The organism is Pseudoalteromonas sp. SG43-3 (assembly GCF_014164385.1).
GTDB classification, from domain to species: domain Bacteria; phylum Pseudomonadota; class Gammaproteobacteria; order Enterobacterales; family Alteromonadaceae; genus Pseudoalteromonas; species Pseudoalteromonas distincta.
In genome coordinates, this window is the sequence record NZ_JACJFC010000090.1 from 1 (window position 1) to 337 (window position 337).

At 51.9% G+C, this 337-nt stretch carries 1 protein-coding gene; it reads left to right on the forward strand.

The features are described 5' to 3' along the window. Positions 1-337 (forward strand): Ig-like domain-containing protein (locus H5157_RS21125; protein ID WP_182725428.1); only part of this gene is annotated, 337 nt, incomplete at both ends.

The window sequence follows — 337 nt, forward strand, 5'->3', positions numbered from 1 at the left end:
CCCTTGCACAAGGTGACTTTACTGTAAGCGCGAGTATTACCGATGCGGCAGGCAACGAGAGCACCGCAAACAGCAGTGGTAATGTGGATACTATTACGCCAATCGTCACCGTTGATGCACTGGGCTTGGGTAACGACAGCACCCCAGTGATTAGTGGTACTTCAACAGAGCCTGAAGGCACGGTTGTAAACATTGTTATTACTGACAGTAACGGTGATGAACACCCAATCACCGCCACCGTGGATGCAAACGGTGATTGGCAAGCAACCAGCCCTGAATTACCGGATGGAAGCTACACCGTGCAAGCCAGTATCACCGATGATGCAGGCAACACCGG